The 25,019-nt window shown below is 56.9% G+C and carries 19 protein-coding genes, 1 tRNA gene and 1 pseudogene; 11 read left to right on the top strand and 10 right to left on the bottom strand.

Going from position 1 to position 25,019, the window contains the following annotated elements; all coding sequences use genetic code 11:
* Positions 1-54: 54 nt before the first annotated feature.
* The 9 genes and pseudogenes from D6Z43_RS21590 to D6Z43_RS28430 form a co-directional block, all read left to right on the top strand.
* Positions 55-606: a heme NO-binding domain-containing protein gene (locus tag D6Z43_RS21590; RefSeq protein WP_120654086.1), complete on the top strand. Its 552-nt coding sequence runs from the start codon at positions 55-57 to the stop codon at positions 604-606.
* 6 nt (positions 607-612) lie between these two features.
* The gene (locus tag D6Z43_RS21585) at positions 613-2,613 is read left to right on the top strand and encodes a bifunctional diguanylate cyclase/phosphodiesterase (protein WP_120654085.1); all 2,001 of its coding nucleotides are present in this window, start codon (positions 613-615) and stop codon (positions 2,611-2,613) included.
* Positions 2,614-2,857: 244 nt separating this feature from the next.
* Positions 2,858-3,631, top strand: a complete 774-nt coding sequence (locus D6Z43_RS21580; protein ID WP_120654084.1) for an ABC transporter ATP-binding protein — start codon at positions 2,858-2,860, stop codon at positions 3,629-3,631.
* 20 nt (positions 3,632-3,651) lie between these two features.
* The gene (locus D6Z43_RS21575) at positions 3,652-4,404 is read left to right on the top strand and encodes an ABC transporter substrate-binding protein (protein WP_120654083.1); all 753 of its coding nucleotides are present in this window, start codon (positions 3,652-3,654) and stop codon (positions 4,402-4,404) included.
* Positions 4,405-4,452: 48 nt separating this feature from the next.
* Complete coding sequence (locus tag D6Z43_RS21570; protein WP_120654082.1) at positions 4,453-5,148, top strand: ABC transporter permease; 696 nt, start codon at positions 4,453-4,455, stop codon at positions 5,146-5,148.
* Positions 5,145-5,834 (top strand): ABC transporter permease, encoded by a 690-nt coding sequence (locus tag D6Z43_RS21565; protein WP_120654081.1) that lies wholly within the window; start codon positions 5,145-5,147, stop codon positions 5,832-5,834. The genes D6Z43_RS21570 and D6Z43_RS21565 overlap by 4 nt, the downstream gene beginning before the upstream one ends.
* 84 nt (positions 5,835-5,918) lie before the next feature.
* The gene (locus D6Z43_RS21560) at positions 5,919-7,133 is read left to right on the top strand and encodes a methyltransferase (RefSeq protein WP_120655328.1); all 1,215 of its coding nucleotides are present in this window, start codon (positions 5,919-5,921) and stop codon (positions 7,131-7,133) included.
* A gap of 295 nt (positions 7,134-7,428) precedes the next feature.
* A tRNA-Thr gene (locus tag D6Z43_RS21555) sits at positions 7,429-7,504 on the top strand.
* Positions 7,505-7,610: 106 nt separating this feature from the next.
* A pseudogene (locus tag D6Z43_RS28430) lies at positions 7,611-7,784 on the top strand (site-specific integrase); the annotation flags it as partial.
* A gap of 192 nt (positions 7,785-7,976) precedes the next feature.
* Here D6Z43_RS28430 and D6Z43_RS21545 read toward each other — a convergent pair.
* The gene (locus D6Z43_RS21545) at positions 7,977-8,483 is read right to left on the bottom strand and encodes a hypothetical protein (RefSeq protein WP_120654080.1); all 507 of its coding nucleotides are present in this window, start codon (positions 8,481-8,483) and stop codon (positions 7,977-7,979) included.
* A 599-nt stretch (positions 8,484-9,082) separates the two neighbouring features.
* Here D6Z43_RS21545 and D6Z43_RS21540 point away from each other — a divergent pair.
* Positions 9,083-9,829 carry a 3-deoxy-manno-octulosonate cytidylyltransferase gene (locus D6Z43_RS21540; RefSeq protein ID WP_120654079.1) on the top strand — a complete coding sequence of 249 codons (747 nt, stop codon included), beginning with the start codon at positions 9,083-9,085 and terminating at the stop codon, positions 9,827-9,829.
* Entirely contained in the window at positions 9,826-10,503 is a 678-nt protein-coding gene (locus tag D6Z43_RS21535) for an HAD family hydrolase (protein WP_120654078.1), read from the top strand. Before D6Z43_RS21540 ends, D6Z43_RS21535 begins: the two co-directional genes overlap by 4 nt.
* 10 nt (positions 10,504-10,513) lie before the next feature.
* On the opposite strand, the gene cysC is transcribed toward D6Z43_RS21535, so the two are convergent.
* From cysC to D6Z43_RS21490, 9 genes are all read right to left on the bottom strand, one after another.
* Positions 10,514-11,101 (bottom strand): adenylyl-sulfate kinase, encoded by a 588-nt coding sequence (cysC, locus tag D6Z43_RS21530; protein ID WP_120654077.1) that lies wholly within the window; start codon positions 11,099-11,101, stop codon positions 10,514-10,516.
* Between the two features lie 69 nt (positions 11,102-11,170).
* Positions 11,171-12,499, bottom strand: coding sequence for a hypothetical protein (locus tag D6Z43_RS21525; RefSeq protein WP_162945863.1), 1,329 nt, complete (start codon positions 12,497-12,499; stop codon positions 11,171-11,173).
* Between the two features lie 108 nt (positions 12,500-12,607).
* A complete protein-coding gene (locus D6Z43_RS21520) occupies positions 12,608-13,624 on the bottom strand; it encodes an acyltransferase (protein ID WP_120654075.1) in 1,017 nt (338 codons plus the stop codon).
* 71 nt (positions 13,625-13,695) lie between these two features.
* Entirely contained in the window at positions 13,696-15,312 is a 1,617-nt protein-coding gene (locus D6Z43_RS21515) for an aldolase catalytic domain-containing protein (RefSeq protein ID WP_256661044.1), read from the bottom strand.
* A 71-nt stretch (positions 15,313-15,383) separates the two neighbouring features.
* Positions 15,384-19,073, bottom strand: coding sequence for a glycosyltransferase family 2 protein (locus D6Z43_RS21510; protein WP_120654074.1), 3,690 nt, complete (start codon positions 19,071-19,073; stop codon positions 15,384-15,386).
* A gap of 4 nt (positions 19,074-19,077) precedes the next feature.
* Positions 19,078-21,276 (bottom strand): hypothetical protein, encoded by a 2,199-nt coding sequence (locus D6Z43_RS21505; protein WP_153918958.1) that lies wholly within the window; start codon positions 21,274-21,276, stop codon positions 19,078-19,080.
* Between the two features lie 47 nt (positions 21,277-21,323).
* The gene (locus D6Z43_RS21500) at positions 21,324-22,682 is read right to left on the bottom strand and encodes an ABC transporter ATP-binding protein (protein WP_162945861.1); all 1,359 of its coding nucleotides are present in this window, start codon (positions 22,680-22,682) and stop codon (positions 21,324-21,326) included.
* Complete coding sequence (locus D6Z43_RS21495) at positions 22,679-23,422, bottom strand: ABC transporter permease (RefSeq protein ID WP_120655326.1); 744 nt, start codon at positions 23,420-23,422, stop codon at positions 22,679-22,681. The genes D6Z43_RS21500 and D6Z43_RS21495 overlap by 4 nt, the downstream gene beginning before the upstream one ends.
* 238 nt (positions 23,423-23,660) lie before the next feature.
* A complete protein-coding gene (locus D6Z43_RS21490) occupies positions 23,661-24,656 on the bottom strand; it encodes a glycosyltransferase family 2 protein (RefSeq protein WP_120654071.1) in 996 nt (331 codons plus the stop codon).
* Positions 24,657-25,019 lie beyond the last annotated feature (363 nt).

Raw genomic sequence — 25,019 nt, 5'->3', positions numbered from 1 at the left:
GCCTCGAAGCAGCCCCCAACGGGACTCGACCCGAGGGCACCTGGGGGGGGCTGCATGAAGGGAATCGTCTTCAACCTGCTCGAAGAAGTGGTCACCCGGCACCAGGGCGAAGATGCCTGGGACGCCCTTTTGGATGGCAGCGGCCTGGACGGTGTATACACGGCCCTCGGCAGCTACCCCGACGAGCACATCTACCGCCTGGTGGCCGCCGCCGCCGAGGCCCTCGACATGCCCTCCTTCGAAGTGCTGCGCTGGTTCGGCCGCGAGGCCATGCCGTTATTAGCCAAACGCTACCCGGCCTATTTCGATGCCCACGACTCGACGCACTCCTTCATCCTCAGCGTCAATCAGATCATTCATCCCGAAGTTCGCATGATCTATCCCGGCGCGGACGTTCCCACTTTCGGGTTCCGCGACGACCCCGACGGCACACTGATGATGACCTACCGCTCGCCACGCCGCCTATGTGCACTGGCCCACGGCTTCATCGAGGGTGCGGCGATGCATTTTGGAGAGTCTCTGGGCATCGACCACCTTGCCTGCATGCACCGCGGCGACAATGAATGCCGCTGCCGAATCACCTTCTACGGCAATTGCCAGGGCTGATCGAGCATGGACGGTGCATCGCGCGATCCGGAAGCCGACAAACTTCGCCGGCGCCTGCAACGCGAACACCAGGCGCGCCTGGAAGCGGAGCAGATAGCCGAGCACGGCCTGCGCGAACTCTACGAAAAACAACTGCAGCTGCAATTGCTCGAATCCATCGCCGATGCCGCCAACGGTGCCGCGACCGTAGCCGACGGACTGAGTTTCACTGTAGCCAGCGTCTGCCAGTACACCGGCTGGCAGATCGGCCACGCCTACCTGACCGACCAAGTCGAAGGCGAAGCGCGGCTGCGCTCGGCTGCAATCTGGCACTACGCCGATGAGCAGCGCTTCCACGAATTCCGCCAGGTAACCGAAACCATGGAGTTTCCTCCGGGCTTCGGCCTACCTGGCCGCGTGCTCTGCAGCGGCACCCCGGCGTGGATCGCCGATATCAGTCAGACCCCCGAATTTTGCCGCGTGGATGCCGCGGGCCAAGCCGGCCTCCGGGCCGCGGCGGCCTTCCCTGTGTTGGCGGGCAGCGAGGTCGTCGGCGTACTGGAGTTCTTCGCCAACTGCGTGCTGGAGCCCGATGAGAAGCTGCTGCACCTGATGGCACAGATCGGCGTCCAGATGGGGCGAGTGGTCGAACGCAAACGCGCCGAAGAGCAACTGGTCGACGCCTTCCATGATCCGCTGACCGGCCTGCCCAACCGCGCGCTCTTCTCTGATCGACTCTCCCGCGCGGTAGCTCGCTGCAACCGGCACCGGGAAGCAGCCTTCGCCGTCCTGTTCATCGACCTCGACCGCTTCAAATTGGTCAACGACAGCCTCGGACACCTCGCCGGCGACTTGTTGATCATCCAGGTCGCCACGCGCCTGGGTGGCTGCCTGCGACAGACCGACACACTGGCACGCATGGGCGGCGATGAATTCACCATCCTGCTGGACTGCATCGGCAATCCCGACGCCCCGGTACGAGTCGCCGAGCGCCTTCTCGACGCCCTGGAGCCACCTTTCCTGATCAATGGCGAGCAGCTCTATATCAGCGCCAGCATCGGTATCGCGCCAAGCGACCTGGGTTACGAATCGGCCGAGGAAATCCTGCGCCACGCGGACCTCGCCATGTATCGCGCCAAGACGCTGGGCAAGCACCGCTTCGAGATGTTCGACCACAGCCTGCACGAGCTGGCGGTGGGCCGGCTGACCCTGGAAACACGCCTGCGCAACGCCCTGCAAAATGGCGAGTTCGTGCTCCATTACCAGCCCATCGTCTGCCTGGCCAGCGGGGAACTGGTCGGTGTCGAAGCACTGGTGCGCTGGCAGGTTCCAGAAGGAGACCTGGTCTACCCAGGCGAATTCATCCAGGTTGCCGAAGATACTGGACTGATTCTGCCCCTCGGATTGTGGGTGCTGCGCGAAGCCTGCCGCAGTGTGGCTCGCTGGCAACGCGAGCTGCCAACTCAGCCGCCACTGACAGTCAGCATCAACCTCTCCGCCCGGCAGTTCGCGCAACACGACCTGGTACTGCAAGTGGGCGCCATCATCAATGAAGCCGGCATCCTTCCAGATTGCGTGCATTTGGAAATCACCGAGAGCGTATCCATGGCCGACTCCGAGCGGACCATCATCGTGCTCCAGCAACTACACGACCTCGGCGTACGCATCAGCATCGACGACTTCGGCACGGGCTACTCCTCCCTGAGCTACCTGCATCGCTTCCGGCTGGACGTCCTGAAGATCGACCGCTCGTTCATGATCCAGCTAGACCAGTGCCCGGAAGGCCTGCAAATCGTGCAAACCATCCTCAGCCTGGCCCGCAACCTGGGACTGGAAGTCGTAGCAGAAGGAGTCGAGACCCAACGGCACCTGACGATTCTCAAATCCCTGGGCTGTGATTTCGGCCAGGGCTACTACTTCGCCAAGCCCCTACCCGAGCCCGCCCTCATCGCGCTGCTTCAGGACAGACCGCAGCCCCTTGGGCAAACAGGGACCGATCCCGGCGCTTTCGTCACGCCAATCCAATAACTGATTGATCCAAAAGGAAAAAGGCAGAAAGCTTGCACCAAGGTGCAACTTCCGGGCACTTCAGCCTGCAGCCGAGGCTTTTTTGCTACCGCGACAAGCAACTGCAGCGATGCGACAAACACGCCCATAGAGCCATCCAAGGGGCCTTCGTCGGCTTTCGCGTGGCAAAGCGCTATGCTAGCTTGCCCTCGCCAGGAAGGCCGCCCCACCGCCAGAGTGCCCACGAAAAACAAGAGGACCCCCCATGGCCCAAGCCACGCCAGCGCTTGAAATCCGCAACCTGCACAAACGCTACGGCGATCTCGAAGTGCTCAAGGGCATATCCCTCACCGCCAATGACGGTGATGTGATCTCCATCCTCGGCTCCTCCGGCTCCGGCAAGTCCACCTTCCTGCGCTGCATCAACCTCCTGGAAAACCCTCACCAGGGCCAGATCCTCGTAGCTGGCGAAGAGCTCAAGCTCAAGCAGAGCCGCACAGGCGAATTGGTCGCCGCCGACAACAAGCAGATCAATCGCATGCGCAGCGAGATCGGCTTCGTCTTCCAGAATTTCAACCTCTGGCCGCACATGACGGTGCTCGACAACATCATCGAAGCGCCACGCCGCGTGCTTGGCCAGAGCAAGGCCGAGGCCACCGAAATCGCCGAAGCCCTGCTGGCCAAGGTCGGTATCGCCGACAAGCGCCATGTCTATCCGACCCAGCTTTCCGGCGGCCAGCAGCAGCGTGCGGCCATCGCCCGCACCCTGGCCATGCAACCGAAGGTCATCCTGTTCGATGAACCCACCTCGGCGCTGGACCCGGAAATGGTACAAGAAGTGCTTAACGTGATCCGCGCGCTGGCCGAGGAAGGCCGGACCATGCTGCTGGTCACCCATGAAATGAACTTCGCCCGGAACGTCTCCAGCGAAGTGGTTTTTCTTCACCAGGGACTGGTAGAAGAGCAGGGTCCGCCAGAGAAGGTATTTGACAACCCGCAATCGGCGCGCTGTAAACAATTCATGTCCAGCAATCGCTAAAACACGGAGCAAAGAGCGTAATGAAGAACTACAAGAAGATTCTGCTGGCCGCGGCCGCTACCCTCGCCTTCGGCACCAGCGCCGTCGCCGCCGACAAGCTCAAGATCGGCACCGAAGGCGCCTATCCTCCCTTCAACCTGATCGATGCCAGCGGCCAGGCCGGCGGCTTCGACGTCGAGATCGCCCAGGCTCTCTGCGCCAAGATGAAGGCCGAGTGCGAAGTGGTCACCTCCGACTGGGACGGCATCATCCCCGCCCTGAACGCCAAGAAATTCGACTTCCTCGCCGCCTCCATGTCCATCACCGAAGAGCGCAAGCAGGCCGTCGACTTCACCGACCCCTATTACACCAACAAGCTGCAGTTCATTGCCCCGAAAGGCACTGACTTCAAGACTGACAAGGCAAGCCTGAAAGGCAAGGTGATCGGCGCCCAGCGCGCGACCATCGCCGGCACCTGGCTGGAAGACAACATGAAGGACGTTGTCGACATCAAGCTGTACGACACCCAGGAAAACGCCTACCTCGACCTGTCCTCCGGTCGCGTCGACGGCGTGTTGGCCGACAAGTTCGTGAACTGGGAATGGCTCAAGAGCGACGCGGGCAAGGACTTCGAGTTCAAGGGCGACCCGGTATTCGACAACGACAAGATCGCCATTGCCGTGCGCAAGGGTGACCCGCTGCGCGAGAAGCTGAACGCCGCGCTGAAGGAAATCGTTGCCGACGGCACCTACAAGAAGATCAACGACAAGTACTTCCCCTTCAGCATCTACTGACCTGCCCGTCCGGTGCCGCCCTCGCGCGGCACCGGCGCTTGAGCTCTCATGACCCTCGACCTTTACGGATTCGGCCCAGCCCTGGCCGCGGGCACCCTCATGACCATCAAGTTGGCGCTTTCCGCGCTGGCGGTGGGACTGGTGCTCGGCCTGCTCGGTGCATTGGCCAGGACTTCCTCCATCAAGCCACTGCAGTGGCTGGGTGGCACCTATTCCACCATCGTGCGCGGGGTCCCCGAGCTGCTCTGGGTGCTGCTGATCTACTTCGGCACGGTCAACCTGATGCGCACCCTTGGCGAATGGCTGGGCCTTCCAGAACTGGAACTCAACGCCTTCGCCGCCGGCACCATTGCCCTGGGCCTGTGCTTCGGCTCCTACGCCACCGAAGTCTTCCGCGGCGCCATCCTGGCCATACCGAAAGGACACAGAGAAGCCGGCATGGCCCTCGGACTGTCCAAGGCGCGCATCCTCTGGCGGGTCATCCTGCCGCAGATGTGGCGCATCGCTCTGCCGGGTCTGGGCAACCTGTTCATGATCCTGATGAAAGACACCGCACTGGTCTCCGTGATCGGCCTCGAGGAAATCATGCGTCGTTCGCAGATCGCCGTGACCGCCAGCAAGCAGCCGTTCACCTTCTACATGGTGGCCGCCTTCATCTACCTGGGCCTGACCATCCTTGCGATGATCGGCATGCATTGGCTTGAGAAGCGCGCAGGCCGTGGCTTCAAGCGGAGCGCAGCATGAACTGGGAAGTCATCCTCAAATACCTGCCGCAACTGGCCCAAGGCGCAGTCCTGACCCTGGAGCTGGTGACCATTGCGGTGGTCGCCGGCCTGATCCTCGCGCTGCCAATGGGCATCGCCCGCGCATCGCGCCACTGGTACGTTCGCGCCCTGCCCTACGGCTACATTTTCTTCTTCCGTGGCACGCCGCTGCTGGTGCAACTCTTCCTGGTCTACTACGGCCTGGCGCAGTTTGAATCGGTGCGCAAAGGCCCGCTCTGGCCCTACCTGCGCGACCCGTTCTGGTGCGCCGTGATCACCATGACCATGCACACGGCGGCCTACATCGCCGAAATCCTGCGTGGTGCCATCCAGGCCGTTCCGCCAGGCGAGATCGAGGCAGCACGGGCGCTCGGCATGTCACGCTTCCAGGCACTGGTCTACATCATCCTGCCGCGCGCCGCGCGCATCGGCCTGCCCGCCTACAGCAACGAAGTGATCCTGATGATCAAGGCCAGCGCCCTGGCCAGTACCGTCACCTTGCTGGAACTCACCGGCATGGCGCGGACGATCATCGCCCGCACCTACCTGCCGGTGGAGATATTCTTTGCCGCCGGCCTCTTCTACCTGCTGATCGCCTACGTGTTGGTTCGGGCCTTCCGCCTGCTCGAGCACAAACTGCGGGTGGATGCCCTCCAGGGCCGCTGAGCCTCGACCGCTCCTCGTCCCCGGATGAGGAGCGGCCTTGGCGGCGCTATAATCGCCGCCCCTGACGCCAATCGCTTCGCCAGCATGACCAGCCCCGCGCCCCTCCAAGGCCCGCACCTGCGGGAACGCTTCACCGCCCTCGATGAATTCCTCTGCGCGCATCAGTCGATCTGGCGACCGGCCCCCTTCACCGAACTGACGCTGCCTTGGGAGAGCGAGCATCCTGAGCTGGCCGTATGGCTCCGCGAACGCTCCCTGGCCGATGCCGACGCCATCCACAATCGCCCTGAAGAATTGCAGGCGCCGGCCCCTTATCCACAGCTTGCAGCTCGCTCCGCCGAACTTTGCCGCATTGGCGAACTGCCCGCGGTATGGACAGAAACGCTACCCAATGCCTTCACGGTGGACGTGCCCGGACGCAAATGGCAGCAGATCAATGCCTTCGCCAGCCGACTGGGTTTTCGCCAGTCCTCAGAGCATTGGCTGGACTGGTGCGCCGGCAAGGGGCACCTGGGGCGGCGCCTGGCCCATGACGGCACACCACTGACCTGCATCGAACTCGACCCGCGGCTGGTAGCTGGTGGCCAGCAACTCAGCCAGCGTCTTGGTCTCGCCGCCCAGCACCGCGAGCAAGATGCCCTGGCCGACAACGCCATACGCCACGTTGCGGCCGAGCACACCGCGGTTGCGCTGCACGCCTGTGGCGATCTGCATGTGCGCCTGCTGCAACTGGCCAGCGAGGCCGGTTGCCGCCAACTGGCCGTCGCCCCCTGCTGCTACAACCGCATCCGGACGCCGAGCTATGAGCCGCTTTCCGCAGCAGCCAAGGCGTCCACACTGCATCTCAGCCGAGCCGACCTGCGCCTGCCGATGAGCGAAACCGTCACCGCCGGCGCTCGCGACCGCCGCCAGCGCGACAACTCCATGGCACGAAGGCTGGCGTTCGACCTGCTGCAACGGAAATTGACTGGCGAAGACAGCTACCTAACCGTTCCCTCTCTCGCCACCAACTGGCTGGACAAGCCATTCTCCGCGTACTGCGTGGACCTCTGCGAGCTAAAGGCACTCCCTCAGCCAGCAGAATGCGACTGGAAGGCACTGGAAATCGCCGGCTGGCAACGATTAGCCGTGGTGCGCAACCTGGAACTCCCCCGCAGCCTGTTCCGTCGGCCCCTGGAACTCTGGCTGCTACTGGACCGAGCCTTGTATCTCGAGGAGCAGGGCTACCAGGTGAGGCTCGGCAGCTTCTGCCCTACTCAGCTCACCCCACGGAACATCCTGATTCTGGCCGAACGCTGAGCCTTACCCACAGAACCTGTGGATAACTTTGTTGATGAAATCTGGGCAACCCGCCGAAACGCCTCCGTCTACGCGAACGACGCGGACTGATCACTTTTTAATCGCAAACCAAAAGTCGAATAGAAACAACAACCTGCCGAATTCCGAGACACAGCGCACAAATTTCCAGAACCACCGTACCCAAAAGCATCACCATTGTGCATAAGCCGATCGCCGCTGATGCACAAAACCTCTCCAACCTGCTTCGCAGAGGTTTACTCGCCCCGCCCAATCGCTATAATGGCGGCCCCTTCTGGCCGGTATAGCTCAGCTGGTAGAGCAACTGACTTGTAATCAGTAGGTCCCGGGTTCGATTCCTGGTGCCGGCACCATATACATCAAGGGTTTGGAACGACTCTTCGTTTTTGACCCCGTAATCAGATGTTCCCGAGGTACGCAATCGGTACAGTCCTGTGCCGAGCCACCCTCGGAGAACATGTGGCAACCTTCGTAAAGTCCCCCTCAGGCACCTGGAAAGCGGTTATCCGAAAAACCGGCCGGCCGACCACCTCCAAGACCTTCCGCACCAAACGCGACGCTCAGGATTGTGCCCGACGCACCGAAGATGAAATGGTGCGCGGTGCCTACATCGAACGAGGCAGCTCGAAAAAAGCTCTAGCGTTGGCGACCAGTCACGGATGCCACTCCCAGGCGACCGCAGCCGAAACCGGCATTCTCCTGTGAGAATTAGACTCAAACATACAGGCATCATTTCTTTTGGCTTAATCAACCTATGAAGCATTGGGGCAGATCCGGTCGTCATTATCCCCCGCCCAGCCCCCATGCTCCGAATTGCGGAATATATTAGCTGCTGCTCTTTGCAACCTCAGAATCTCGTGCAACCTCTCCCGAGATGGTAATGAGGCAATTATTGGACTTGCAGGAGCCACTCAGTTTCAAGCCACGACCAAGACTCTTGAGGCGGAAAACCTCTCCCTTCAGAGCCGCGTCCACTTCGGCGCCATCGGCACCCGACATGCCCGCCAGCGCGCGCCGCGCGAGCTCCTGACCGGCTTGGGCCTGGCTAGCAGACTCCCCTTCAGCCTTGTGCCAGGAAATATTGGTGCGACCGCAGCTGAACTCCAGCGTCATGCCAACGGTGTCACGAGAAAACTTGTAGCGACTGATGGCGCAAGCCTCTCCCTGCTTGACGATACGCTTCACCACAGGGGCTCCCACCGCGGATACCACGGCGGCTTCGGTCAGAGAAGGCGCGGCAGTGCCGACCTTGTCCGACTTGGACTCATCGCCACACCCTTGCAAACTCAACATGGCGCTTGCAACAAGCACCGCCATTAGTTCTTTTTTCATACCCTTCCTCTGATAGTTGGACCAATAGCAGGCAGATCGTCCTGCCAAGAAATCTGAAAAAAACACGCGCAAATGGGAAGTCCCCACTCGTCAAATATAAGCCCGAACACTGCCAGCGGACTCGAAAGCCCCGCTCGCGACTCCGGATGCTGGGGATCTCCCCCTTAAAGAACAAAAGGACACCGCACTCAACTTTCGTGCACGGAATACTCCCAGAGAACCTTTTGATGCCGCGGGGCCCCGTCCATACCGACGACATTTGATGGCGCTAACAAGCCCCTCGCTGTAGTAGTGCGAGCAGCCATGCGCCTCAAATATGGCCGCCCATTAAAGCACAATCGCACTATCCGAATAAACCAAGCATCATCAATGAGCAGCGGTAGACAAGATACATACAGGAACATCGAAAAGCGCCCGCACTAAGCAAGTCGCCAGTCCAAAATAACTCGCCATCCGACGAAAGGATCGGCAGGACATCTCCCCTGTTTTAACGGTGGACCAGAACATACACTGGGCATTGCGCCGCCCCTCGGGTGCGGTAGCCACGCGGACTGGGGGAGGTGTAACATGCTCCGCTTGCTGCGACGGAGAGCTTCAACTTGAAGAAAGAGCACAATTTCAGCGTTATCATTCCGGCACGATATGAGTCCAGCCGACTTCCCGGAAAGCCACTCGTAGAGATATGCGGCATTCCGATGATCATAAGAACCTATGATCAATGTGCAAAGGCCTGCCCTCCGGAAAAGATCTTCGTCGCAACTGACGACGATAGAATCAAGACCGTCTGCGAAGCACATGGCATCCAGGTCCTGATGACCTCGAAAGATTGCCTCACCGGCACGGACCGGGTCGCCGAATGCGCAAGATTGATTGACTCTGAAGTGTTCATCAATGTCCAGGGGGACGAACCCCTGTTCAATCCGCAGGACCTCAGATCGATTATCGAAAAGATCAGTGATTTCCCGGGTGATGTCCTCAACGGCTTCTGCCCCATACTGGAGGAAGAGCACTTCCGCAGTACCAGTACACCGAAAGTTGTAATGCGTCCTGATGGGCGACTGCTCTATATGTCCCGCGCGACAATTCCCGGAACGAAAGACGACAGGTTCATTACTGGCCATCGCCAGGTTTGCGTTTATGCCTTCCCCCGCAAAGCACTCGAGGCTTTCAGCTCGCAAACGAAAAAGACTCCACTGGAAAGCATAGAGGACATCGAAATCCTTCGCTTCCTGGAACTTGGCTGGGAAGTAAGGATGATCGAACTGTCCACCAGTTCAATCGCCGTGGACAATCCCGAGGACGTGTTGCGCGCCGAAGCTGCAATTCAGGAAGGCAAGCTCCCATGAATGCCACTCTGAGCAAGTACGAGTGCCTGGTCTTCGACTGCGACGGGGTTATATTGGACTCCAATCGGATAAAAACCGATGCCTTCTACCGAGCGGCGCTGGACTATGGAAAGGACCCAGCCACCAAGCTTGTGGAATTCCACGTCGCAAATGGTGGTATTTCTCGCTATAAAAAATTCGAGCATTTCTTCCGCGACATCCTGAACAGGACATCGTGGGACAGCGAACTCGAGGTAGTCCTTGAAAACTACGCAAACTTTGTCCGCGATGGACTCCTGACCTGCGCCATCGCGCCCGGCCTCGAAAAGCTGCGCGAGATCACTGCCGACAGCCGCTGGCTGATTGTTTCGGGCGGCGATCAGGCAGAGCTGGGGGACGTATTCATGGCCCGCGGTCTGACGGAATACTTCGACGGCGGCATCTTTGGCAGCCCAACGCCAAAGGACGTCATACTGGAAAGAGAAATCGAGCGGCAAAACATTCAGAAGCCAGCGTTGTTCATTGGCGACAGCCGCTTCGATCATCAGTGCGCCGCGGCGGCTGGGCTGGACTTCGTGTTCCTGAGCGCGTGGAGCGAATTCAAAGAGTGGTCGGCATATTTCAGCGACAAAAAAATTGTCATTCAGGACAGTATCGAGTCGCTTCTCAACACGCAAATTGCCGGCCAGGCATAGAAACCTCGAATCAGGAACTCTTGATAAGTCCGTAAAGCTGCTCGACTGCATCATCAATATGCGCTTCAAGTGTATTGATGATCAGATCGGGCATAGGAGGAGACTCGTAGGGCGAAGATATCCCGGTGAACTCGGCGAGCTCTCCCGCCCTTGCTTTTCCATAGAGCCCTTTCGGATCCCTGGCCTCGCAGGCCTCGAGTGGAGTGCTGACATACACTTCCTTGAAGCACTCCGCACCAATGACCTCTTTTGCCATGAGCCGATCGGCACGCAATGGCGAGATCAACGCAACGACCACTATCAGTCCCGCCTCGTTCATCAACCGGGCAACTTCAGCCACCCTTCTGATATTTTCCGAGCGGTCCTGAATGGAGAACCCCAAATTCCTGTTCAGGCCGTGGCGGACATTATCCCCGTCCAGGGTGAAGCAGGCCCTTCCGGCCGAAAGCAATCGACGCTCCAGAGCGAATGCCAGTGTCGACTTGCCGGATGCGCTCAAGCCGGTCAACCAGATCGTGACGCCGGCCTGCTGCAGTAATCCTTCTCGCTCTTGGCGGGTCACATTACCCTGATGCCACACGATACCTTTCTGAATCATACCTGCCCCTCAGGTTTGTCCATGCATGAGACATGGCAGCAACCCACAGGGACGATGCCTTGGATTACTTTACCCACAGTGTCTCACCCTTTCGACGATGAACTCGCACAGATCCTCCATATCAATCCGGCAAGGAACATCCTGGTCGATTGCAATGAGGTAATTCTCGAATAGAGAGCCAATGTACGCATGCCCGTTGGTAACGCGCTCCGGGAAATTGTCACGACAAAGCGCAGCCCGCAGCATGGCGGGCACTTCCTGCATCGTTTGACACTCATAGGCAACACCTCTCTGGCTCAATTCGGTGAAGCCCAGCGTGACCAGCGGCTTGTCGCTGGCCAATACCCTGGCCAAGGCGGTAGTCGAAAGAGAAACGCAAACGTCCGCATTCTCTATCAGGAAATTGATGTTTACATCTTTGGCAAGATGGACGTTCCCTGTGACAAGGTCAGCGTAATTTCCACGATCGGATGGATGAGGCTTGAAAAGCAGAATGTCATTGGGGGCGACCACGTTCATCGCATCTATGACTGACTTCAATCCCGCACGTGTCGATGAGAAAGGATTGTCACTTTCTTGCCAACTTCCAAAAGAGGAGAGAAGACTGCCAGTCCCAAGATCATTGACCCCGATAAAGAGAATCACTTTTTTCTTCGTACTTTCCAGCATTTCGCGGAATTCTGACAGCGCAGCAACGTTATACGATGCGTAAGGTAGCGCTGTGTTTGACTTAACCCACTCCAAATAGTGGCGATATGCTCCGCCTTGCCCTTGCGACTTACCGAACAATACCCGTTGAGGCTGTAGCCCAAAGCCGCCGAAAGCAAACTGGCCAACCGTATCCAGCATCAGGGTTCCGGAGAAGTGCCCCCTTTCGAGTACGAGCACCGGGATGGATAACTCGCCACACAGTTTCAAATGCAACTGGCTCAGTGGCGCGGTGCTTCCCCAAACCAACATTAGCGCCGGACGGTTTTCCCTCAGCACTTCAAGCCAATAGTGATAACCATCGCTGATCGCCTCGCTATGCCGCTGCAGATCAGGCAACGGCCTGCCGGAAGACATGAGCCAGAACCGTTCGTAGCTCAGTATCCCTGAAAGCCATTGAGCCACATTGTCCGGGACAGGTGAGTCATAGCGCCGTGGAGAGCTGACGAAGAACCCTGAGCGAATGATATCCAGGCGCAAGGAACTCACAAGAACGGGGGCATCTGTAACAAAGGTCAGCCGAATTCCTTTATTCGCGAGACTCCGCTCCAGTTGAACAAGCGCACCATGGACAGACTCAGTCGATTTCAACCAGCAGGATATGAAGACACGTGAATGCTTGTCCTTCCACTGACGCGCTCGCCAGCGCTGAAAGAAGCTCCTGCGCAACCGGCCGGACAGGCTCCTCATCAAAGAGGAAGCCTTGCGCAGGACCCTCATTAAAACGCTAGTCATGCAGCTCGAATCTGTAACACGAATATGGCGCCTTGAGGATCACGTTGAGTATTTGCCTGCACTTCAGCCCTTGCCCCGCTTGAGCATAGGCTTCTCGACGAGCAACCAGGACGCAATCGCGAGGACAAGAGTGAATAACGCCGAAAGCGCCATTTCGGAATAAAGTCCGTAACTGAAATTATTGATAACCAGTTGCTGCACAGGGAAGGCGTAAATATAAACCCCGTACGAAACATCGAACCGTCCGGCAATCAGGCTTTCAGAGAAGGAGGTACAAAATGCGATCACAATGACGCAGATCGCCATATTGCCAAGCACCATCATTTCCGGCCGGCCCTTGAAAACAAAGAGAACAGCCATAGAGGCGACTATCAGATATATCCTACTGGTCTTTGCCATCCAAATAGACTCGGTGAGCGCAAGCACACCACCCAGCGAAAAGACCATGAGGAACATCATGAGTCGCTCGAGGGAAATCGCATAGAACGTATAATTTATGGAGTTTTCCCGAACAACCAGCATACCTACGAAGCTGACCACAAGAAGAGCGAGAGGTGCCTTTACAGTTCTGGAGAAAACCAGTACGACACCAACAATCAGGTAGCACAGAAACTCGATTGGCAAAGTCCAGAGACTGCCATTTATCGTACCGCTATAGATAAAATCAGAAAAAATTCCCGCATACCTTATGCCCAGCAGCATGGACGCCGAAAGGAAGGTCTTCCAGGTCCTTTCTTCGCTGAGATAGTCGAAATAGCCCAGCTCCACATAAAAAGGTATGACAACGAATACGACTACCGCAGAGCAGGCAATCAAGCCAGGAAATATCCTCCTCGCCCGCTTCTCCAGATAATCATAGAAGTTGGCCGAGCGGACGAAGCTCTTGGTGACCAGATAGCCAGATATCGAAAAGAAAATTACAACTGCCAGTCCACCCAGCGAATGCATACCCAAAAAAGAAGGCTCTGTCATTCCCGATAATGCAAAATGATGGCTGAACAACACCATGAACGCCGCAAAATGCCGGACTAGATCAAAGCAGTTCCTGTGGGTTGGCGAGCTGCCGTTCGAAGTTATCATTATTTCAAGTAGGCTCTGAGATAAAAAGGCCCGATGGCAGTAGCCCCCGAGCCGACCACATAGTGTATTAACTAGATCCGCGGCGCGTACGGAGACGTCTCTGGCAGCGAAAGAGAAGTTGGCGTAATAGCTACCAGCGGTATGGAGTCCTGATAATCCCGGTAGCACTTCAACGCCATTTCCATCTGGCTATGACGGGGATCGCCCAACTCGTAGCCATCGAATCCGGCCAGCAAGACTCTATTGGCACCAGCCACACTGCATATCCCGAGACCATAAATGGCCGACAGGGCCGCAGGAAGAACGGCAGTCAATTCACCTACTTCGAAATGGCCCTTCTGAACGACCATGCCATAGTCGAGGATATTCCAGTGTTTCCACACGGAAAGCTCTTCCTCGTCGATCAAGCCGACCGGCACGACCAGGGTTCCCTGGTTGTTCGCGTAAAAGTCCCGGTCCAGCAGCAGGCGCTGCCGGTTACAGGCGACCCACGCGTCGACCTTGTCGACAGGGAACCAATCATTGCTGTTGATGCAGATGACGTACGGCTTCTTGGTGCTTATGTAATGCAGCAGCCCCTCAAGGTGCTGTTTTACCCCCGAGCCCGGGCCGATCATGAGGACATCCCGCCCTTGAAGCCATCCTTTCGGGCTCCAGGTACCCAGCACGGAATCCCTTTGCTCTTGCGTAGCGTCCAGCAATCTATCCTGGGAGAAGCCCGTAGCGCCCGACTCGCCCAGCCGGCGCAATGCGGTGATGATTGCCGAGGGCTTGTATCTGTCGTCGCTCAGCATCTCCTGAACATAGGTCGGGTGCACCCCGTACATTGCCGACAGGTGGTAGTAGAGGTTGGGCCCCCAGCCGTACTTCTTCTGCAGTGGCTGGAATTCCTCGACTACCAGGTTGAGCAAGCTGCTGAGGTCGACGTCATGACCTCCATTTTCGGCAAGGGCCAGCAAGAGATTCTCTATCCGGGCGTTACCCGCGCCACGCCCCATCCCCAGCACCGTCGCATCGATCCAGGTCACCCCCAGCTCGATGGCGGCCATGCAGTTGCTCAACGCACACCCCATATTGTCGTGAGCGTGGAAGCCAAGCTCCCTGTCCCACCCATCGCGCAGGGCGGCAACTATGAATGCAACGTCCTTCGCCGACATGTTCCCCATGGAATCGGCGAAATAAAGCACATCGACGGGCCACTCGGAGAGCAGCCTGGCCTTGCTGCTCAGTTCCTCTGCAGAGCGACCATTCGACTGCATGAAGTTGAAGCCGACTCGATACCCCAGCGAATGCAGAGCCAGAACAATTTCAGCGCAATTATCTATCTCTGAAAAATGAGCAGCGATTCGCACCAGCTCGACAGGAGAGTCTTCAGCTTTCGCAAAAAATCGCTCTACTGCACCCGGGCCACCTTTCAAGAGGTCCTTGGCGTTGCACATCACACCGACGCGCACTCCTTCAGGAACGCCAATGTGCCTGATCCATTCATCGACCGTGAATGCGTACGGCCCGGCGAATGAATCCGCAGACTCGGTCCTCAGACCAAGCTCCACGTAGTCGATTCCCGCTCGCTTCATGACCTCCAGATAGCGACGAACCAGGCCGGTCGGGTAATCCCAGTTGTTGTAATAGCCGCCATCGCGGAGTGTGCAATCCAGCACCGTTAACTTTTTACGATCGGGAATCACCAAGTTTCCTCCTTTGGTGGCCGGAGATCAAATAACACGACCAAGAATACTCAACATCAAAAATAGTTCTTTCAAACTAGCTTTCTGTAGCTGGCGAACGGGTCCGCACTCACAAATTTCTTGATCTCGGGGAAATAGTCCGGGAATTTATCCGAGATTATCTTGCGAGCTGCCACTTTCCGCGCATTGGCGGTGTCTGCGAAACTCACCCCACCTACATGGCCGACATACACATCCGTTGCGCAGACGTTCTTGAAGCCGAGACTGCGGGCGCGCAGACAAAAGTCCACTTCCTCGCTGTAGCCCCGCCCAAAGAGAATTTCGTCGAAGAAACCCAGTTCCCGTAACGCGGTGCGCTTCACGTACATGCAGAAGCCGTGGCCCACTGGCACGTCGATCGTATCGCCGCCGGCAGAAGCCAGTACCTCATTCACCCTCGCGACTTCCTCGAGACCGCCATGGAGCTCTGCGCCTCGCGGGAAGTCTGCAAGGCTGAAAATGGACGCATTGTTCGAGAACGGCGTAACGGTGGCAACCTCGTCCGACGAATACGCATGGCGCTGCAGCCTGCTTACCCACCCTGGGGTAACGAGCGTATCGCTATTGAGCAGAATGACATCCCTATCCTGCGAGTAGGCCATCCCCCTGTTGGCTGTAGCGGGATATCCCACATTGACGGGATTGAAAAGCACGACTACGCCTTCCGTCGAACGATAGCCCTCCAGCAGCGCCTTGACGTCGTCATAGGGGCTGGCGTCGAAGATCACGACGATCCGGTAATCATCCTGCCCCCTAGCCAGGAGCACGCTATCTATGCATGCCTTAGTGATGGCGGCGTCGCCGTACACCGGAATGACCACATCCACACCACGGGAGGGCTTCACGCCGGCCGTACTGTAGTCTTCCTTGTAGAAGATGGGATTGGCAGGATTGAAGAGTCGGCGAAGCAAGTTCCGCCCCTGAAGTCGCTCATCAACTTTACCCACGACCAGGTTCGATGCTATCCGGCCACTGATGAATTCACTCAGATCTCTTATGTCGAGTCTCGCAGGAGTGGTTTCATCGATACCAACCAACTGCTCTTCAAATATATATTTAATAAACGCAAAGCCCTTACGGCTACGCTCTTCGAGCCCTTCCCCATGCAACGCAGCCCTGAGCTGTACAGGAATATCGGTCAGACTCGAGCACTCATAGGCAGCACCTTTCATGCTGATATCGGATATCCCGACATTCAATGTCGCCTTGGCTTCGAGCATGCACCGGGCCAGTGCCGTAGTGGACAGGGAAACGCAAACATCAGCCGCCACGATCAGCGAGTTGATGTTATGGGAGTCCACCAGGACATCGCTTTCCGAAAGCAGAGCTGAATAGTTCGTCTTGTCGGACGGATGCGGCTTCAACATGAGCACCGCTTTTGGATCGATAGCGCGCAGCGCATCCCTGACCGCGTGGAACGCCTGCAAGGAGGAACTGAACAAACTCGAGTGCTCCTCCACTCCCACCCGTCCCGCATAAGCCGTGCCCGATCCCAGGTCGTTGACGCCAATGAACAGGACAATTTTCCGGTGCTCGGCACGGAAGGTCGACAGTAGTTCCTCTACGTTCTCCTTGGAGTTCTTGCTCGAATAGGGCGACTCCTGATTCTTGCGCACCCACTCAGCATAGTGACGAATGTCACTCTCCGAACAGTTCACATTGGCGAGCAGGGCGGAGTGAGGCCTGAGATTGATTCCGCCTCGCCCGAACTGAGCAAGCAGGTCAATCGAAATAGTTCCAGGGAAATGCCCGCGCTCAATAATCAGCGAAGGAACGGAAAGATCCTGGCAGAGCCTGTAGTGGAGCTTGCTCAGCGGCGCAGTACTGCCCCAGATAAGCATCATCCGCGGCTTGAACTCTTCAAAAAGTACTTTCCAGAAGGCGTAAGCGGATCTGACTCGCGCTTCAATGCCGACGTCTCCTCCCGCGCCTCCCGACGTCATCATTACCTCTTCCCAACACCTCGTCATCTCCACAATTTCTGTCAACCAATCGGGGAAACTGACGTTGCAGGAAGACAACTTGGGGTACAGGTTGGAAATTAGGAAGTCCGTCGAGAGCGCCTCGACCCCGGGCTCCGAAAGCAAGGTCGCAGCATTGGTGACGAAGGTCGTCCTCACGCCATCGGCCAGTAACCTTTCGGAGAGCTCCAATAGCCCGTCGTGTATCGACTCCTTGTTCTTCAGCCAGCACGACACGAAGACTCGATATCGACCATCACCCCGGGAGCTGGACAAGACGGGAGTAGCCTGGCGGCCCGCTCCATACTTTATGTAGTGAACCAGGGGGTTCACGCCGGCTCGTGCGACATCCGGATAGCGCCAGAGGTACTTCCGGGTGGAAAAACTCTCGCTAGGGTCCAGCCCCAGATGCGCACCGAATCGGAGATAGTGGAGTACCGCATCATAATTTTCGAACTGGGTCTGGTCGCACTGGGTTCGATAGAACTCCTGGTCAACCATGGCGCTCGACAAAAGCCTATCGTAGTCCTGCCCCAGGTTCATTTCTTGAATGATGGTGTTCTTCAAGCTGCTCGTATACGGAACATCGCCAGACTGCGGTATCTCTACCCCATGGGCCCGGGCCGAGCGATCGAGCGCGTGAAGCAGCGCGACCTTCTTCCCTGATAGCAATGGCAGCAGGCTTACCGCGCCAGCGACTTCCAGATCCGAAGCCTCGGACACGCCCTCGAGTAGCTCCACTAGCGCCTCCAGCAAGCCGATTCGCGCCCAGAACATATGGTTCGCAAAATAACTCCAGTCACCCGCCAGGCTGGAAGAGCATCGATCCAGAATCGGATGAATAGCCGCAGGATCGAAGCCCCTTGCGGCGGCCACGGGGCGATGGAACAGCGCAGAGCCAATGAGCCAGACATCGGGGTTTTGCGCGAAGGCGTCCACGACGTTTGAAAGCACTGCCTCGGAACCGATCAGCCCCTGGAAGCTGAGGGCGATCAGCCGTTCCTGGTGCAAGCGACTGAGGCCCTGATCCTGCCAGGTGCGAAGCTGCTGAGTACTCATGCAGCAGAAGAACTCCATCCGGTCCGCCTTCAGCAGCGGCAGCAGCAAGCTCCACCACTTCCGCCCTTGCGCCAGCTCGGACACCTTGATATCCGTGGATATCCTCTTCGCGCCCTCGACGACTGCCGCGTACTGGGTACTGTCGGCGGAAAGATGGACGCGGTATTGCCCGGTCTGATCGACGAGGAACGGCATCGCCAAGGCCAGGTCATCCGCATTGGCGACATGGATATAAATGGCCATGTTCTTGCCAGCGACCGGAAGAGCCTGGACGCCGCCTGACAGCTCATTTCGCTTGGCGACGGGTGGTAGCGCCGCAACAGCAGCGCTGTCCACATGAAAACGTCGCTGAGCGGCGGGTTTATGGGCGGCCAACTCTTCCGCGTTAGGCGCTTTTCGCCCGGTGAATTCCCCAGATGGGTATCGCCCTTCTTTTATCCCATACTTTGCATAGTGATAAAGCGGGTTCACTCCGGTGCGCACCACATCCGGATACTTTGCCAAATACCAGTTCGTGTCGAAATAGTGGTTTGGCCTACGCCCTTCCTTCCAACCTATGTAGTAATAATGGGAGAGGGGATCAAGGTCACTTTCAACGACATCAGTGTATGTCGATACATAGAAATGCTGATCAAACAGACCGCTTTTCTCTATTCGTTTCTTACGTATATATTCGCGCATTTGGCCCACACCGTAGCTCATTCCTTCACCCCTTTTTCCCTAATATTTTTCTCAGGATGCGGGTATATCTCCAACTTCTGCTCAAGCCGACTCGTGCCAATCGGCTACGCAGCTTATCCGCCTCTTCTGTCATTTCATGCAAGGAAGCACGAGTACGCTGTATTTCGAGCGAAGCGTCCTGCAACATTCGCTCGCGCGTATCAATCTCCTTCTGCAAGAGCGTCAGCTCGTCCTTGCATTGAATCAGCTGCTGCGCACGGCCCTCGGATTCGCGACGCGAGTCCTGCAGCAGAGCCTCGGTTCCCTTAGCTTCTCCTTGCGCGGCGGCCAGCGCCTGCTTGAGCCGTGCATTGGCATCGAGCCCCTGCTGATGCGTACCTTGCAACTCCTCAAGCGAAGTGCTCAAACGGACGCGCGCCTCGTTCAAAGCACTCAGCTCTTCACGTTGCACCGTGTTGGCGTTGATCAGATTCTGGTTGGCCTCGGTGACCTGCTGATGCAGCTGATGAGCGGCCTCAAGCTCGCCACCCAGACGGAGATTCTCCATCCTCTGCTGCTCGTTGGCCTCCGTGCTCTCACGCAATGCCTGCATGGATTGCGCTATGCGATCGTTTGCCGCAGCCAACTCAAGCTGGCTGTTCGCCTTCACCTGCTCGGCCTCCGCGCCCTTCGCCGCAGCAGCAGCGCGTGCTTCGGTGGCGGCCAGATCGAGTTCTTTCGCCAGATCCACCGCCAGCTGCAGGGAGCGATCCTTTTCCTGCACGAGCTCATTCAGCCGCTGACTGGCCGCGCGCTCATTCGCGTTCTGCTCTTGCGCCTGCTCGAGCTTGGTCTTGAACAACTCGATGCGCCCCTTCAGCGCAGTCGTCTCGCCGGAGAGCCTGGAGATTTCAACGTCCGCGCGGGCTTTGTCGCTGACCGCAACGTCCCGTTCAGACTTCAGCTGCTCTTGCCCAACCCGTACTTCTTCGAGTTCCTTCTGGTGCTTTCTGACTTCCGAAAACAGGTGATGAACCGGAGAGATTATTCTCTCGGAACGGTCGCCGCTCTGCAGAACATCAAAACTCACGCGAACCTTGCAAGCACCATCGAAGTGCTCCTGTGCCAGCCCCTTGAATCTGATCTGCGGGTCCCCTCCAGCAAAGAAATATACATCCCCCCAACGATACACTGCGTTCGTTCTTATATACTTCTTTATACTTTCCGCAGGGCGTTCGTCATACAGCAGCTCAACATCGCACAACTCGGCAATTACACTTTCCGAGCAGGGATCGAGCCTGACGTCGACGACTCCGTCGCGGGGAAGGTCGAACTCGAGCGACACCCTCTCGCTTGAGTCCACTGAAAAGTATCGGCTATCTCGCCGCGACTGGCTGAACCCTTCTCCTTCATCAAAGAAGAGCTCCGCCTCACGCAGGCCGGCCAACAAGGCAGCGTCACTGAAGAACTTCTGTGATCCTTCATAGGCGAGGTTCAACTCGTCGAAGGTGCCTAGAACACTGTCTTCGTTGCAACCTTGAGAAATCGCCAGCATGTGCGCGGAGTAGATCCTGGAAACTATCTCCGGCAACTCGCTGATGCTCTGCTCACCCACGTTCAACTGGTGACGCAGGTTTTTTTCGAGAAACTTGTCCAGCTTTTCCGCAGTTTCGTCAGCCGGACTCGGCCATTCGATATCGAGACCCTTGGCGATCCGTTGCAGCATGGCAGCAGGATCATCAAGCAGATCCTGATAGTGGGTAAATACCCTGGGAACATTGCGGGTAAATCTCTCCGCATTGATGACATGTTCCAGCCAGAGAGCCACTCCCTGTTCGATAGTCGTTTTGTTCCTGCTCAGCAGGGACCCCGCAACTTCGATGGGGTGACGATACTGGATAACTACACAAACGCTGATCCCAAGTTCATTAAAAACTTTCATCCAGAAGGGAACGAGCAGAGAAATCCGGGGATCCTTTATGCCGAAAAGAGCCGAGTCGCCAAATTCGTCCAGGATGATTTCCTTGGCTTCGGCCACCAGATCGGCCACAGCTTCGCTGGATTCCCATCCCGCTGCGGGGAGTGGTGACACGGACTTCCAATCACGGCCAATTCGAGGCAGAAGACGCCTGTCGTGGAATACCTGAATCGCTTTACTTTCAAAGTACCCCTTCTTGTTATCGGCAGCGGCACCTAGCAACTCTCGCCCCATGGAGACGCCTGCGCAGTTCAGCGCCCCGCCCATGGCGGAGGTTCCGCTTCGGTGCATCCCCAGGACAAGCAAGCACTTCCTCATGTCACTACCTTCTCATCATATCTCGCGGTCAGACCGAGATTCACCCAAGCCGTTGTGATCCGATCTGCACGGGGTGCCACTTGAAACATATAGGCGTCGAGTATCCGATGGAGGTAGCTCCGCTCCCCTTCCCGATCGGCCATTACCCCACAGTTCGTAAAGTAGGTTCCTTCCTCTAGCAGGCAGTCGAACTCCCAAGTAACCGCCCTGACTTCTCCAGCTGCAACTTCTCGAATCCAGGTATCTTTCTGCGGATAACTCCCTCCGCACAAGGCAGTCCCCTGAGTCGTTTTGATCATCATCCCAAACGACACATTCTGGGATAAGCAGTGGAATTCAATCTCGTATACGTATCGGTAACGCTTGCCATGCACCAGTCGATTGACCCTGCGTCCCTCCAGGGTTTCAATCCTGACATTGAGCAATCGTGCACCTTCTGCAGGGTACTCAACCGTGCTCTTAGGGCGGAGCCCCTCCAGAAAGAGCTCCTCCGAGTCAGCCGCTCGTTGCTGCTGAGCTGCATCGGGGGTGCTGCCCTTGGCCTGGTCTACGGCTGGGGAGAGAAGCTGGCCGGCAACGATCCCCTCGCGGATTTCCTTTCTCTTCTCGCCTTTTGCGTTCATCAGTTTGAGATAACTGGTGATCGTTTCCTTCACCGGACCATCCGCCAGCACTTCCCCGCGATCGATCAGCACAGCCCTGTTGCACATCTCGGTGATCGCTGCCTCGGAGTGAGACACGAGCAGGATGGTTTTTCCTGCCTTGCGAAAATCTTCCAACTTGGCAAAACACTTTCTCTTGAAAGCGGCATCGCCCACACTTAGTGCCTCATCGATAATCAGGATGTCCGGGTCCACATGAATGGATACGGCAAAGGCGAGCCTGGCGAACATACCGCTGGAGTAGAATTTGGTTTTCTGGTGAATGAACTCGCCAATGTCGGCAAACTCTACGATCTCATCGAGCTTTTTCCTCATTACCTTGCGCGGCACACCACGCAAGACACCCGCGAGATAGATGTTCTCCAGCCCGCTCTGCTCCGGATTGAAGCCCGCGCCCAACTCCAGCAGTGCCGAAACGGAACCATTCACCTTGACCTTTCCTTCCGACTGTCGAAGCACGCCGGCCACGATCTTGAGCAGGGTACTTTTGCCACTCCCGTTGCTTCCAAGTATCCCGACAATCTCTCCTCGCCGTATGGAAAGACCAACCCCTTTCAGCGCGTCAAACTCCTTGTGATAAGTACGACGGCGCGGATCGAGGGCCTCCTTGAGGCGATCGATGTTCTTGCGATAAACCTTATACGATTTGCGCAGACCGCAAATCGATATAACAACATCATCAGTGTTCGTCATATTACATCTGCAAAATGTGGTCGAAGCCGACGAAAGACAGTGGCACCAACAATCGCGACAATAACCGCCCATGCCCAGAAGGCCAGGGTATGGGTCCAACCGGAAGAGAAGAACCACTCTTGTCCGAACAGCGACTTTCTGTAGCCATCGACTATATAAGCCGCGGGGTTTACAAAGGCGATGACCTGATATTTCTCAGGTAGCCTGTCCAGCCCCCAGACGATAGGAGTGCACCAGAAGCCAAACTGGATACATATGGCAACGAGGTACTTTATGTCGCTAATGAAAACCACCAGCGCGGAAATCAACCACCCGCCTCCGAGCACAAGCACAAGCGCACAGAGCATGAAGTACGGAATCTGAATCCAATAGATACTCGGCCCAATCCCCATCAGCGCGAGGACACTCAGAAGCAGGGAAACCAGCACCAGGTGGACAATAAGCGCCACGAGCACGCTGATTATTGGCAATAAACTTATGCGGAAAGACACTCGACGCACGAGAAACCTTTTCCCGACGATGGAGTTGCAACAGCCGTTTATCGACTCGACCAGGAAAAGCCAGGGCAGCAAGCCAGTGGCGAGCCATAGTGGAAAGGGAGGGCCGTTCTCATTCGTTTGGCGAAGGCCCAACTCGAAAACCAGCCATATCACGACAATCAGGGAGACAGGCTGCGCGAACGCCCAGAACAATCCAAGGTAGGACGCCAGGTACTTGTTATTGAACTCATTCCAGACCATTTCAAGTATCGATCTGGAATTAGATGCAAGATATGAAATATAACCAGTCGCCACTTTCAATTTAACCAGCCCGCCAACGCGCACATTTGTTTTTCACCAGGAATCTCGTGACATTCCACACATTCGCCAAGCGATGGAGCATGGCGGAATAACAAACGCATATCCCATGAAATAAATTCCACTACAAAAACAACAGTACCTGCAGGAGCGATGACAGCGCTTGCCTCAGGTATCCGAATCATATTTTTCCAAACACGGCAGCAAGTATCAGACCCAGGTTACCCATAAAGGTCTGACGGTGTACTCCGGACTTGATGAGCCCTTTGACTCTCGGCAAGAAACTTCCGGCCCTTGCCTCTAGAAACAAATCAAGTACCCTCTTACTTTCCGGGGTCAATTCATCGCGCACTTTTTCCAGAGCACGCACATTTCTGTCATTCCATTCACGGAAGACACCCGCAAGCATCATCTGGACTCGCGCAGCACGGGCGCAGATACCCATGTTACTTCCGATCAGATTCCGACCATGCTGCCTATAGCGGAGCGAAGGACTGGAGTCGTAATAAACCCTACCGCCACACCCGCTGACGACCAGATAAACCCACCAATCGTGAGAAACCACATCGATATCGCCGGCACGACGAAGGATATTGCGGGCCGCTTCATTGAACACCATGGTGTTGCCCGCACCTATGTTCTGGACCAAGGCATTGGCAAAACAAGGAGGCTTGCCAAAGAAGGGAGAGAATCCGATTTCACGGTTCTCTTCATCCACCAGGGTTGTTCTCGCGCAATACAACGCCGGAATATGGCTTGGAATGCTGCGCAACCAGTCGACCGCGCGCTCTACCTTGACTGGCTCCCAGATATCATCCTGATCGGCAAACGAATAATAGTCGGCAGAGACTTCGGTATTCGATACCAACGACAGGAAGTTCGCGGCAAACCCACCGGCCGGCCCCGACTGAATCGACACCCGGCTTTTGCCCCATCGTTCCTGGAAACACTCGAGTATTGCCCGGGTATCGTCACGCGAGCCATCATCCGAAGCCCAGACGATCCAGTTCGCGTGATTCTGCCGCTCAATCGAACTCAATTGCTCCGACAGGTATCGCTGGCCTTGGTACGTGCACAGCAGGATCGCCACCCTGCTCTCCAAAAGCGGATAGGCCACGGTAGCATTTTTTTCATCAATTCCCGTATTCCATGCCAACTGCTTCAGTTGAAAACTCATCCGCAGATCCTTCCTATTAGTGCACAGCCGTGAACCCCAGCACGATCCATGCCGGACGCGTCAGGAAAGAGTGGGACGATCCACCGCCCATGGGTTGTCACAGCCCCCCAGACAAAAAACGTAATCATAACCAAACCTGAATCTGCCTCGAGACTCTCAATCAGAGCCAAATACGTGCACCCGCGGGAGCTTTCGAACGAATCTTGTGCACACAATGGGACGATTGCCACGGTCGAACAAGAACGCGCCACACATTCCCTTAGCGCTTCTCTGCTCTTGTATTTCGCTGAATAAAACACATAAAAGCTGCTGCAAGATCAGGAACTATCAGTGTAAAACCAAAACCTTCAGCAGCGCTCTGGA

Origin of the sequence: Pseudomonas sp. DY-1 (assembly GCF_003626975.1) — a bacterium.
Taxonomy (GTDB): Bacteria; Pseudomonadota; Gammaproteobacteria; order Pseudomonadales; family Pseudomonadaceae; genus Metapseudomonas.
Note: the sequence above shows the minus strand (reverse complement) of the source record. Positions and strands in the feature narration are given on the sequence as shown.

What these genes read in the sequence shown, in the direction of transcription:
- D6Z43_RS21590 (WP_120654086.1), top strand. Translation starts at nt 55, where the DNA reads ATGAAGGGAATCGTCTTCAACCTGCTCGAAGAAGTGGTCACCCGGCAC.
- D6Z43_RS21585 (WP_120654085.1), top strand. Translation starts at nt 613, where the DNA reads ATGGACGGTGCATCGCGCGATCCGGAAGCCGACAAACTTCGCCGGCGC.
- D6Z43_RS21580 (WP_120654084.1), top strand. Translation starts at nt 2,858, where the DNA reads ATGGCCCAAGCCACGCCAGCGCTTGAAATCCGCAACCTGCACAAACGC.
- D6Z43_RS21575 (WP_120654083.1), top strand. Translation starts at nt 3,652, where the DNA reads ATGAAGAACTACAAGAAGATTCTGCTGGCCGCGGCCGCTACCCTCGCC.
- D6Z43_RS21570 (WP_120654082.1), top strand. Translation starts at nt 4,453, where the DNA reads ATGACCCTCGACCTTTACGGATTCGGCCCAGCCCTGGCCGCGGGCACC.
- D6Z43_RS21565 (WP_120654081.1), top strand. Translation starts at nt 5,145, where the DNA reads ATGAACTGGGAAGTCATCCTCAAATACCTGCCGCAACTGGCCCAAGGC.
- D6Z43_RS21560 (WP_120655328.1), top strand. Translation starts at nt 5,919, where the DNA reads ATGACCAGCCCCGCGCCCCTCCAAGGCCCGCACCTGCGGGAACGCTTC.
- D6Z43_RS21545 (WP_120654080.1), bottom strand. Translation starts at nt 8,483, where the DNA reads ATGAAAAAAGAACTAATGGCGGTGCTTGTTGCAAGCGCCATGTTGAGT.
- D6Z43_RS21535 (WP_120654078.1), top strand. Translation starts at nt 9,826, where the DNA reads ATGAATGCCACTCTGAGCAAGTACGAGTGCCTGGTCTTCGACTGCGAC.
- cysC (WP_120654077.1), bottom strand. Translation starts at nt 11,101, where the DNA reads ATGATTCAGAAAGGTATCGTGTGGCATCAGGGTAATGTGACCCGCCAA.
- D6Z43_RS21525 (WP_162945863.1), bottom strand. Translation starts at nt 12,499, where the DNA reads ATGAGGAGCCTGTCCGGCCGGTTGCGCAGGAGCTTCTTTCAGCGCTGG.
- D6Z43_RS21520 (WP_120654075.1), bottom strand. Translation starts at nt 13,624, where the DNA reads ATGATAACTTCGAACGGCAGCTCGCCAACCCACAGGAACTGCTTTGAT.
- D6Z43_RS21510 (WP_120654074.1), bottom strand. Translation starts at nt 19,073, where the DNA reads ATGAGCTACGGTGTGGGCCAAATGCGCGAATATATACGTAAGAAACGA.
- D6Z43_RS21505 (WP_153918958.1), bottom strand. Translation starts at nt 21,276, where the DNA reads ATGGGCGGGGCGCTGAACTGCGCAGGCGTCTCCATGGGGCGAGAGTTG.
- D6Z43_RS21500 (WP_162945861.1), bottom strand. Translation starts at nt 22,682, where the DNA reads ATGACGAACACTGATGATGTTGTTATATCGATTTGCGGTCTGCGCAAA.
- D6Z43_RS21495 (WP_120655326.1), bottom strand. Translation starts at nt 23,422, where the DNA reads ATGGTCTGGAATGAGTTCAATAACAAGTACCTGGCGTCCTACCTTGGA.
- D6Z43_RS21490 (WP_120654071.1), bottom strand. Translation starts at nt 24,656, where the DNA reads ATGAGTTTTCAACTGAAGCAGTTGGCATGGAATACGGGAATTGATGAA.